This is a genomic window from Salinivibrio sp. MA440, from assembly GCF_001996265.1.
Taxonomy (GTDB): Bacteria; Pseudomonadota; Gammaproteobacteria; order Enterobacterales; family Vibrionaceae; genus Salinivibrio; species Salinivibrio costicola.
In genome coordinates this window covers 53,200-65,367 of sequence record NZ_MUFI01000014.1, presented here as the reverse complement: position 1 = coordinate 65,367, position 12,168 = coordinate 53,200, and the positions used below count along the sequence as shown (strand labels likewise).

Annotated in this window: 6 protein-coding genes and 1 pseudogene; 6 read left to right on the top strand and 1 reads right to left on the bottom strand. The window is 49.5% G+C overall.

Translation table 11 applies throughout. The features are described 5' to 3' along the window. A pseudogene (locus BZG80_RS15880) lies at positions 1-706 on the top strand (hypothetical protein); the annotation flags it as partial. Positions 707-719: 13 nt separating this feature from the next. Continuing rightward, positions 720-1,334 (top strand): OmpA family protein, encoded by a 615-nt coding sequence (locus BZG80_RS06460; RefSeq protein WP_077678990.1) that lies wholly within the window; start codon positions 720-722, stop codon positions 1,332-1,334. A 102-nt stretch (positions 1,335-1,436) separates the two neighbouring features. Here the strand turns inward: BZG80_RS06460 and metE are convergent, their stop codons facing one another. Next, the gene (gene metE / locus BZG80_RS06455; protein ID WP_077678989.1) at positions 1,437-3,707 is read right to left on the bottom strand and encodes a 5-methyltetrahydropteroyltriglutamate--homocysteine S-methyltransferase; all 2,271 of its coding nucleotides are present in this window, start codon (positions 3,705-3,707) and stop codon (positions 1,437-1,439) included. A gap of 102 nt (positions 3,708-3,809) precedes the next feature. On the opposite strand from metE, the gene BZG80_RS06450 reads away from it, so the two are divergent. The 4 genes from BZG80_RS06450 to BZG80_RS06435 all read left to right on the top strand — a co-directional run bounded on the left by BZG80_RS06450 (position 3,810) and on the right by BZG80_RS06435 (position 12,144). Beyond that, positions 3,810-4,706, top strand: a complete 897-nt coding sequence (locus BZG80_RS06450; protein WP_198532927.1) for a LysR family transcriptional regulator — start codon at positions 3,810-3,812, stop codon at positions 4,704-4,706. A 243-nt stretch (positions 4,707-4,949) separates the two neighbouring features. Beyond that, positions 4,950-8,525: an Ig-like domain-containing protein gene (locus BZG80_RS06445; RefSeq protein WP_077678987.1), complete on the top strand. Its 3,576-nt coding sequence runs from the start codon at positions 4,950-4,952 to the stop codon at positions 8,523-8,525. A 62-nt stretch (positions 8,526-8,587) separates the two neighbouring features. Next, entirely contained in the window at positions 8,588-10,753 is a 2,166-nt protein-coding gene (locus BZG80_RS06440) for a type I secretion system permease/ATPase (RefSeq protein WP_077577132.1), read from the top strand. Next, the gene (locus BZG80_RS06435; RefSeq protein WP_077678986.1) at positions 10,750-12,144 is read left to right on the top strand and encodes an HlyD family type I secretion periplasmic adaptor subunit; all 1,395 of its coding nucleotides are present in this window, start codon (positions 10,750-10,752) and stop codon (positions 12,142-12,144) included. The genes BZG80_RS06440 and BZG80_RS06435 overlap by 4 nt, the downstream gene beginning before the upstream one ends. Positions 12,145-12,168: the final 24 nt, after the last annotated feature.

Sequence of the window (12,168 nt, the reverse complement as noted above, 5' to 3'; positions counted from 1 at the left end):
GGTTAAAACCATTCAAGATATAAATGATGAGTTATTGAAGTTCAATAGCATATTAGCTGGCCGAGATGATGCCATGTTGAATAGGGCTGGATTCACAGCCTATGATTACAATACCTTTATGCACAACCCTAAAAATGATAAATATTGTGCCTTAAACCATTGGCATTCAAGCTCGAGCAATACGTTAAAATCAATTTTTAATGATAAGGAATGTTATTCAGTAAATAATAACCCTCCTTTTTATAGGATATCAATCACTAGTAATTTCTCATCAAGAATAGGTGGGGTGATTAGTAGCTTCGAGCCAAGAAGAGGGACAACTGCATCTTATCAAGGTTTAATTGATGCTGCATATATGGCTTATTCTATTTCTAACCCGAACCCGCGGCAATTGATTATAATATTGTCTGATGGAAAAGATTATCCGTACAGGCAGGAGAATAGAATGAGTTCTCTCGTCAACTTAGGTCTGTGCGATAATATAATAAAAAAACTCGAATCAAGAGAGTCTAAAAAAGCTAATGGTCAAACAGAGAGTGTTAAAGCTAGAATAGCAATGATCGCTTTTGGTTATGAAGTGTCTAACGATATTGGGTTAACTAAGTGTGTTAAAAAAAATAATGTCTTTAAGGCAGATAATTTCGTGGAAATAAAAAATAAAATCCTCGAGCTTATTACTGAAGAAATCGGCCATCTCGCCCCATAACAAGGAGCATTCAATGATTAAATGGATCAAAATTGCACTCGTACTGAGCCTTCCCAATATCGTGTGGGCGAATGACGCCTTATTTGATACCTACTGCGTCATGCAAGAAGGGGCGGCACGTTATCAGGTGACGACCGGTGAGGGCGTCATCGCGCGCACCTATCAGGATAATAAACTACTCGCGGTTGTCCCCCAAACCACCGCCAATCACCAGTGGCTGGTCGCACAAATTGATGAACTTGATGTGTCGCCACAGTGTGCCAGTTTTATTAAAAGTCATGCTTACTGGCAGCAAGCGCCCAATTCGCCGGTAGCGCGTGTGCATTTTGACTTCGATACGTCGCGTGTCTCTTCCCAAGGCCAAGCGATTTTGCAACGCTTAGCGCAGACGTTAGCAAAGCACCCATCACAGATCTCGGTCACCGGCCATACCGATAATATCGGCCGCGCACACTATAATCAGCAATTGTCACAACAACGAGCGGACGCCGTTGTCCCCTTTATTTCGTCGGATGATGGCAACACAGTGACGCTAAGCGGCCAAGGTGAAACACGGCCTGCTGCTGCCAATCACACCGAGCAAGGGCGTACTATTAATCGCCGCGCTGATATTCGTATTAGCCAATAACATGTGAATAAAAAACGCGCCACCGGAGCAATCCGTGGCGCGTTTTTTTGTTTGACGATGTTTTGATCTTCGCGCTACTGACGCAGTATCACTGATGCAGCGTCACTGACGAAGCGCTTTCGCCGCTGCAACCATGTTTTCTAATGCCGGGATAACCTCATCCCATTGGCGGGTTTTTAGGCCGCAATCTGGGTTCACCCACAATCTTTCTGCAGGAATACGGGCGGCGGCTTTTTCCATTAACCCAACAATTTGCGCTTGGCTTGGCGTATTGGGGGAGTGAATGTCATACACGCCAGGGCCAATGTCATTGGGATAGTCAAAGTGATCAAATGCGTCCAACAGTTCCATATCCGAGCGAGAGGTCTCTATGGTGATCACGTCGGCGTCCATATCCGCGATGGATGCGATGATATCGTTAAACTCGGAATAACACATATGGGTATGGATTTGCGTCTCGTCACTCACGCCGTTGGCGGCAATTTTAAACGCGTTGATTGCCCAATCGAGGTAATTTTGCCACTCACTGCGACGCAGCGGTAAACCTTCACGCAGCGCCGCTTCATCTATTTGAATGATTTGAGTGCCAGCTTTCTCAAGATCCTGCACTTCTTGGCGGATCGCCAGCGCCAGTTGGTTACAGGTCTGTGATCGTGGCTGATCATCACGCACAAATGACCAATTAAGAATGGTGACCGGTCCGGTAAGCATGCCTTTCAGCGGCTTATCCGTCAGAGATTGCGCGTACTGGGTCCATTCCACTGTCATTGCTTTAGGGCGTTCAATATCACCAAACAAAATCGGCGGCTTCACGCAGCGAGAGCCATACGATTGCACCCAGCCAAACTGACTGAACACATACCCATCCAGCTGTTCGCCAAAGTACTCCACCATATCATTACGCTCAGCCTCACCATGCACTAACACATCGAGCCCTAACGCTTCTTGCTTTTCCACCGCATGGGCGATCTCTTTGCGCATAATGTCTTGATAAGTGGCGGCATCAATGTCGCCCTTCTTGTATTGCAAGCGCGTTTGGCGAATGGCACTGGTTTGTGGAAATGAGCCTATGGTGGTGGTCGGGAAGCGTGGCAGGTTGAGCTGCTCGTGTTGCAAGCGAATGCGCTCTACAAACGGACGCTGCCGTGTCCCTAATTGTGGTGTAATTGCTGCTAATGCGGCTTGCACCTTAGGGTTGTGTACGCGTGGTGATTGCTGACGGCTTTCTATTGCCTCACGGTTATTGTCCAGCGCGGGCTGAACGGTTTGACGGCCGTGATTAAGGGCGCGCGCGAGTACATCCAGCTCCTCTAGCTTTTGATACGCAAAGGCAAGCCAGTTTTTTACCTCAGGATCGAGCTTTTGTTCGCTCGCCAAATCGACCGGCACATGAAGCAAAGAGCAAGACGGCGCGAGCCAGAGGCGATCCCCCAGAGATTGATGAATCGGTTCGAGCCATTCTAACGTGGCATCAAGGTTAGTTTTCCAAACATTACGACCATTAATTACACCCAGAGACAGGACGTGTTGATCGCTAAGCACTTCACGGTATGCATCCACATCCCCTCGGCCACGAATAGCATCCAAGTGCCAGCCGTCAACGGGCAACGATTGCGCCAATGGACGATTTTCAGCTTGCTCGCCGAAGTAGCTCGCCAGCAATAACTTGACCTTGGTTTGGCTTAATGCACGATACGCGGTTTTTAGCGCCGTCTGCCATTCAGGCGCGAGCTCCGTGACTAAGATCGGTTCATCGATTTGGACCCACTCAATGCCTTTTTCTGCCAGTTTGCTCAGCAGTGTTTGATACACGGGCAAGAGCTTATCGAGCAGATCCAGTTTGTTCGATGTATCTTTTTCTTTGCCCAGCCAAAGGTAAGTCACGGGGCCGACTAAAACTGGCTTGGTGTTTATACCGGTTATTTTGGCTTCTTCTATTTGCGTCAATAGATTTTCAGCATGAAGACTAAACGTTGTTTGCACGGTAAATTCTGGCACGATGTAGTGATAATTGGTATCGAACCATTTGGTCATTTCACCGGCATGCACGCACTGGCAAGCACTATCGTTTGCCGAGCGGCCACGAGCGACGCGGAAGTAGTTATCCAGGGTGTTATCTTGATGGGCAGCCACACGGTCAGGGACATTGCCGACTAAAAAGCTGGTGTCGAGTACATGGTCATAAAATGAAAAGTCGCCAACGGGAGCGATGTCGAGTTCACTTTGTTGTTGCCAGTGACTGCGGCGCAGATCTTTCGCAAGATCGGTTAAGTCTTGTTGGGATGATTCACCACGCCAGTAACGCTCGAGTGCAAATTTAAGTTCGCGCTGGGCGCCGATACGTGGAAAGCCGAGATTATGAATTTTAGCCATCTATACGTCCTCCTTTTTGATTGAATTCAGCATAGGGCTTTCTCGTTATGAACTAAAATGGCATTATTTCATCAGTCAATGAATTTTAGTCATGGAATAGACATGTTAGAACGTCACCACCTTCATATTTTGCGAGCGATCAAAGAGCAAGGGTCGCTTACCGCAGCCGCAGAGACGCTTTATCTCACCCAGTCCGCGATTAGCCATGCGATGAAAAAGCTAGAAAGCCAGCTCGGGATTAGCTTGTGGCAAAAATCCGGACGGCAGCTTCATTTCACGCGAGCGGGTGAGTACTTGCTTACGCTGTCTGAGCGTATGCTTCCTCAGTTCGAGCACGCTGAACAGCAGCTTAAACAATTTGCTCAAGGCCAGCGCGGTACATTGCGCATCGGCATGGAGTGTCACCCTTGTTATCAGTGGTTGCTCAAGGTGGTTGAGCCTTTCTTACATCAATGGCCGGATGTGGATGTTGACGTCAAACAAAAGTTCCAATTCGGTGGTTTAGGTGCATTGTTTGGCCATGAGGTTGATGTGCTCGTCACACCCGATCCCTTACTTAAACCAGGCATAGAATACGTATCCGTGTTTGATTACGAACAGGTGCTGGTGGCGAGCGGACGAAGTGCACTCGCGGCGTTTGACCATGTTGATCCTCAGCAAGTAACACAGGAAGTGCTGATTACCTACCCTGTTGATCAATCGCGTCTAGATGTCTTTACCCAGTTTTTGGCGCCGGCGCACTGTGCACCGCGCAAACACAAAACCATAGAAACAACCGATATCATGCTGCAAATGGTTGCCGCTGAGCGCGGGATCGCGGCACTCCCCAAATGGCTGGCTTTGGAATATCAACAGCGTTTAAACCTACATATTATTCGCATGGGCAAAACAGGCATTCATAAATCGATCCATTTGGGTGTACGCGAGGGACAAAGAGATGATTACATCCAAGACTTCATCGAAAAAGCCAGTTCAACCGTAATGCATCGATGTGACTAAGAGATAAAACACTCAATCCCGTTAATAGTGACATTTAAGAGCATACTTTAAGGGCATGGTTTGAGAGCATAGTTTCGCGCCGTTTCAAACACCCACCTATACTTACGTATTGTCTCAATTTTGAGCCGTACAAAGTGCACATTTCGGCGTAAAATTGCTTTCGAAGAAGTCTAATTCCTTAGATAATGCAAGTGATAGACTTTGAATGCACCTCACATTTTTTATGGATAAAGAGTCCCGGCTATGAAATCAATCTCGCTCTCTCGCAATGTAAACGTCGAAAGTATCCAGGGAAATGGTGTACTGCTTGTCAATGGCACGCCAATGACAGTGACCGAAGGTACGTCTTTTCCGTCTGGAACCGAGCTGGTTCTACCAGATAACAGTGAGGCTGTTATTGTACTTAGCGACGGAACATTACTCGCCGTTGAGGCTCAGGGAGAGCAGTCCGGCGCCGTGCTCGATGGATTGCCGCAAGATGTTCAAGATGAAATAGCCGAGATTCAGCAACAAATCCTTGATGGTGAAGGTGAGATCACCATTGAAGATGACCAAGCGACCGCCGCTGGTGGTGACGCTCCAGCCGGCAGTGGCTCATGGAGTTATGTCAATGTTGAGCGTGATGGAAGCGAGACCATTGCAAGCTCAGGATTTGATACTGATTCGCTTGCAACCAACAACGGGGCGATTGGTAGCGATGCAGAAGGAGGAGCGGGGCTTGCGATTGACACCACCGCTCCCGGAATCCCTGGCGTGACCATTGTTAATGATGCTAACAACGATGGCATTATTAGTGGGCAAGAGCTTGGTGATGGGATCCAGGTAATGATCGATCTGTCCGATACAGGTGCTAATCCGGGCGATGTATTAACCGTAAATGGTCAAACCTCGGCGATTACCGAGCAAAATATCATAGACGGCACCGTCACCATCACACTGCCAGACACTCCTGCAGACGGAGAAACATTAACCGTAGAAGCCACCATTACCGACACCTCCGGCAACACCTCCGCGCCGGGGAGTGATCAAGCTGAGGTTGATACTAGCGCTGAGGCCGGCACGGTCAGCGTGAACAACATCACCGACGATAACGTGATCAACGCGCAAGAAGCGGGCGAGATTATCACGGTCACCGGTACGGCGACAGGTGGCGACATCAGCGAAGGCGATGTGGTGACCATGACCATCAACGGCGAAGACTACACCACCACCGTGGATGAAAACGGCGAGTGGAGTGTAGACGTGGCCGGCAGCGACCTGGCGGCGGACACTGAGTTCGAGGTGGTCGTTAGCTCGTCGGATGACGCGGGCAATACGGTAGAGAGCACCGCGACCTCCACGCACACGCTCGACACCCAGGCGGGTGAGGACAACAGCGCGCCGACGGTCACCATCACCGAAGACGCCAACAATGATGGCGTGATCAGCAGTGACGAGCTCGATGGCCAGGTCGACGTCAACGTCGACTTGCCAGCGGGTGCCGTGGCCGGTGACACCATCAGCGTCAGCGATGGCACCACCACCAACGACATCGTGTTGGCCGACACCGACATCAGCAACGGCAGCGTCGCGACCTCGTTCGATGCGCCAGCGGAAGGTGAAACCCTCACCGTGACAGCGGTGCTGGAAGACCAGTTCGGCAACACCTCGGCAGAAGGCAGCGACAGCGCCGTGCTCGACACCACACCTACAATAACTATTGTTTCTGAAGTGACTGTTTCTGAAGAAGGACTGGCAGGCGGTATTGAGGATTCATTGCCATCTGGGACGGATACAACGAATAGTGTTTCAGGTTCTGGTCAATTTACCGTAACAGGCGGTTCAGGAGATATGACCGTCGCACTTGCCGGCGGCAGCGGATTGACCTCAAACGGTGAAACGGTAGCTTGGACCTGGGATGCATCTACAAACCGTTTGTTGGGTCATACAAATGCGACAGATCCTGTCATAACTGTCACGCTCAATGAGCCAATGAGCGGAAGTCTTGAATGGACTTATGATGTCGAGCTACATAGCCCTCTGGATCATCCGGACACAGAGATGGAAGACACATTGTCGCTTCCTATTAGTGTCGTCGTAAACGATGATAACCGTACTGACTTGAGTAAGCCGTTAAGTGTCACTATTGAGGATGACAGCCCCGAAACTATAGCGGTAGAGGTTGTACCGGTCGAGTTGCAGGATATTCCCGATGTGCTGATAGGCAAAGTCTCGTTCACAGGGCAAGGCTCGGGAGACCGTCTCACCCTTGATGATGTTACGGTGACTGCCCTCGGGTTTGCGAATGACTACAACACTCAACTTGAATACGACAAAGTTAATTTATCGTCTGATGGTATTGGTGTTGATAGTGGTTCTTCGTCTACTCCTTGGCCATGGCCAAGTAATCCTGACGAACACGGTCATCCGTTGTCCAATGAGATCGAATATCGCATCACGGAAACAGGCCAAGGTGTGTCTGAGCAGCTCATTTTCTCATTAAATGGCAAAGTGGCTTACGGCGCTCAAATTGAGTTCTCAAAAATGTATGGCGGAGAGCTCGAGTCTGGTATTGCACGCTTCTATCGAGATGGCGAACTGGTCGCTGAAAGAGAATTCACGTCCGATGAGACAAGCGGTGACTTCGCGAAGAACTTCGATATTCAAGAAGGTGGTTTTGACATAATCACCATTGAAGCGACTGATAATGGAAACCGTAGTAGCCAAGACAATAGTGACCTAACTGTCAAGTCGATTACCTTCACAGGCGCATCGGACCAACAAGCAATTGCTGTGGCTGATGGCACATTGCAGTATCATGCGGGGGCTGATGGACTAGGTGCTGTCATACTTGACGGTGTTGAAGGTGGCTTGCGCACTGAGCAAGGTTTAGCGATCACAACTGAACTCGATGGTAATAACCGACTTATTGCAACTGATGAAAACGGTGCATTGGTCTTTGAAGTTCAGCTGACCCCAGCAACAGGAAAGTGGGAGTTTTACCAATATCAAGATATGCAGACACCAGACGGTGATGCTGATATCGACTTTTCATACAATGTTGTAGATGGTGATGGTGATTCCGCGTCCGGTGAGTTTTCTGTGCAACTGGCAAGCGTGCCGGAACCACAAAACCACTCAATAGAAACCGGTGATGGTGTTGATCAAATTGATATGCTTAGTAGCGCTGGCGTCGGTTGGTTATCGCTAAACGTCGGTTTAAGCGGGTCTGAAAAAGTTGTCATTAATGACGAAAACTTCAGCATTAATGGGCCAGAGGTTCATTGGATGTCAGAATTTGAGTCAGATTGGCAAACAACAGATAACCATTATATTGATGCCGGGGATGGAAATGATCAGGTTCGTGGTGGAGAAGGTGATGATATTATCGTCGGTGGCCGTGGCAGCGATATGCTTACCGGTTCTGAGGGGGCAGATACCTTCTCCTGGTCAATGGATGATGTGAATTCACAAAATGGTCATGAATACACCGACACGGTCAGTGATTTCTCCGCTGAGGACACTCTAAATCTAAATGATCTGTTCAAAGGTGATGAGGTGAATGGAGACTTTAGTCGCTTTAGTGTCACCATGAATGATACGAAGCCTTATGATGATTCGGTGAATGTGACGCTGAAGTTTGACTATGACAAAAAAGAGGACGCGGATCAGACAATTGAACTTACCAATGTCAAGTTAGAAGGCGGTCAAGTGGTGCTTAACACGCTGATTGAAGGTGAGAAAGGCTCTTTGACCATCAATGATAATGGTGATGGCACCATATCGGTATCCTCCGACATGACAGCCCTCGATGATATTGAGATCGATACAGACTGGTAATCACCCTCAGGCAGCGGCTATCATGTCGCTGCCTTTTGTTTTCGGTCAAAAGAGAGATGTAAGTGACTGACCCTTCAAATAATAATCAATCGGTGCAGTGGCGAATCGCAGCGGGCGAACAGCCCACCGACGATCCCTTGCTAGATTGTTTGGTATTGCTGACCGAACACTATGGCACCCCCTGCTCGGGGGATGCGTTAGTTGCGGGCTTGCCGATGACCAATGCGCTACTCACGCCCGATATGTTTCCACAAGCGGCAGGGCGCGCCGGTTTGGCCGCACGCTTGTCACGTCGCAACCTGGATAACTTAGGACCGTTACTGCTCCCTTGCGTGTTACTGTTAGCAGATCAAAAAGCCTGTGTGCTGCGTGAAATTGATAATGAGGCAGGCACTGCCCTGATTCAGTTGCCCGAAAATGGCGGCGAGCAAACCATGCAGCTTGAAGCCCTTGAGGCGATGTATGTCGGATATTGCTTTTTTATTAAGCGCCAGTACCGCGGTGATCAGTCGGTCGATTTACACCTGCACGACAATAAAATCCACTGGTTTTGGCAAACGGTCAAAGACGCTGCGCCTATTTATCGCGATGCGTTGCTCGCCTCCGTGTTGGTGAACCTCTTTGCTTTAGTGTCGCCGCTGTTCGTAATGAACGTCTATGACAAGATCGTTCCTAATTTGGCGTTTGAATCCTTGTGGGTGTTAGCTAGCGGCGCCACCTTGGCCTACTGTTTTGACTTTATTATGCGCAAGTTGCGCTCCTACATGATTGATATGGCCGGGAAGAAAGTCGATATTATTGTTTCGTCTCGATTGTTTGCACGGCTGATGGGTACGCCGCTGGCCAATCGTGGCGGCAGTGTGGGGGCCACGGCCAAACAGTTGGGTGAGTTCGACTCTGTGCGAGACATGCTCACCTCGGCTACTATCACCACCTTGGTTGATTTGCCGTTTGCGGTTTTCTTTATCACGATTATTTATCTAGTCGCGGGCGATCTGGCCATGGTGCCGGTCGTGGCTGGGTTACTGATCTTGGGCTACACCATCTCGGTCCAGCCCAAATTGCGCGCAGCGATTGAAGAGAGTAATAAATACGCGTCTGAGCGCCATGGCCATCTCATTGAAAGTTTATCGGCGTTGGAAGGCATCAAAGCCAATGGCGCCGAAGGCATCGTGCAGCGCAGTTGGCAGCAAATGACCGCGCACACGGCGAATTGGAACTTTAAAGTCAAACAAATCACCAATAACGTTTCTTACATTGCCACTTTCATCACCCAGATGATGGCGATCGCCGTGGTGATCCTGGGGGTGTACCGGGTGGCGGACGGCGATATCTCCATGGGGGGGATCATCGCGGCAGTGATGCTTTCCAGCCGAGCGGTATCACCCATGGCGCAAATGGCGAGCTTGCTCAACCGTTGGAATCAAACCAGCACCTCGCTGCGCCAACTGAATGCGATGATGGAGCAAGAGGATGAGTTTGCTGATAAAGGGCACCTTGTCAGTCGTAAACGCCTTAAAGGTGAACTCAGTGCCGATAACTTGGCCTTTAATTATCCAGAGACGGAAAAACCGGCGCTTTATCCATTGAATTTTCGCGTTCAGCCGGGTGAAGTAATCGCCATCTTAGGTAAAAATGGCTCGGGTAAAACCACGTTACTCAAACTGTTAGCCGGCCTTTTTCAGCCCAACCAAGGCAGTTTACGGTTTGATGGCGTCGATAGCCGTCAAATCCATCCTTCAGATTTGCGTCGCAACGTGGGCTATTTGGCACAAGATGTGACGCTGTTTCATGGCACTATTCGCGAAAACATTATGTTTGGTACGCGCCAAGTCACTGAGCACCAGCTGATGCGCGCCGTGCAGCTGTCAGGCGTGAGTTTGTTTACCGCGCAAGACCATGAAGGCCTAGATAAACAGGTGGGAGAGCGTGGCGAACGCCTTTCTCGCGGTCAGAGGCAGGCGGTGTCTTTAGCACGGGCGTTGCTTAATGAGCCGCCTGTGCTGGTGATGGATGAACCGACGGCGAGTTTAGACGCACACGCTGAAAACCAATTTATTAAAGCCATGGAAGTGGCGGCCAAATCACGAACACTGGTGATGGTGACCCATAACATGTCACTGCTCAACCTCGCGCAGCGGGTGATTGTGATGGACAAAGGACGCATTGTGATGGATGGTCCGCGCGACAAAGTCCTCAGTAAGCTCAACAAAGGAAATGCGTCATGAGCAAGGTCGTTAAAAAGGCCAGCCAACCCGCTGATCTCGACATGATTGACGATGTTTATGGCGCGATGATGACAGATACCCCGCTCAAGTACCGTGCGGTGGTTTGGGTTGCCTTGCTGCTGATTGCAAGCTTTATTGTATGGGCCGCGGTGGCGGAGCTGGATCGGGTCACTCGGGGCAGTGGTAAAGTCATTCCTCCTTCTCATGTCCAGCTGATCCAAAGCCTAGATGGTGGCATTTTGCAGGCGATGTATGTTGATGAAGGGCAATTGGTTGAAAAAGGGATGCCTCTCGCGCGTATTGATGCCACCCGCTTTCGTTCTGATCTGGCTCAGCAAGAGCAAGAAATTGACAGTTTGCGGGCTTCGGTCACGCGCATGTACAGTGAACTTGATAGTGTCATTCTGCAGCCACCTAGCCAGCCATGGCAGCAACAAATTGAGATTGTGCCGCGTCCCATCAGTTTTCCTGACTCACTCACCAGCCGTAAACCCCAGTTAATTGCACGGCAAAATTCGGAATATCGGAGCCGACTGGACAGTCTGCGCAATCAACTGGAGATTCAGGGACAACAAATCGTTCAGAAACGTCAAGCGTTAGAAGAAGTGGGCTCCAAGATAAAAACGCTGACTAACTCGTTATCGATTATGGATCGTGAGATCAATATCACACGTCCTTTAGTAAAAAAGAAGATTGTCTCAGAAGTGGAGCTTCTCAAACTGGAAAGACAGATCAATGATATGCAGGGTGAGCTGACCAACTTAAAACTGTCGCGGCCTAAAATTAAAGCAGCGTTAGATGAATCTATCTTAAAACGCCGTGAGGCTGCTTTGCAGTTTATTGGTGAGACACGGGCCAAGCTGAGTGAAAGCGAGGCACGGCTGTCTCGACTCACAGAGGCGACCGTCGGGGCACAAGACAAAGTGAACAAAGCCGTCATTACTTCACCTGTCGATGGCACGGTGAAAACGGTGCACATCAACACATTGGGTGGTGTCGTGGGCCCCGGGGAAGATGTGATAGAAATTGTACCCACTGAAGATCAGCTGCTCGTACAAGTGAAAATTTTGCCCAAAGACATTGCATTTTTACATCCTGGGTTACCGGCCGTTGTAAAAGTCACCGCGTATGACTTTACCCGCTATGGCGGGCTAGACGGTAAAGTGGAGCACATTAGTGCCGATACCACGCAGGATGAAGAAGGGAATAGCTTTTACCTCGTGCGAATCAGGACTGAGGCATCGCACTTAACGCGGGATGATGGCACGCCGATGCCGATTATTCCTGGCATGCTGACCTCGGTTGATATTATTACCGGCAAGCGCACGGTGTTGGATTATCTTCTCAATCCTATTTTACGGGCAAAAGAAAACGCACTACGCGAGCGCTAAATAATCACAACAAGGAGAAACAAG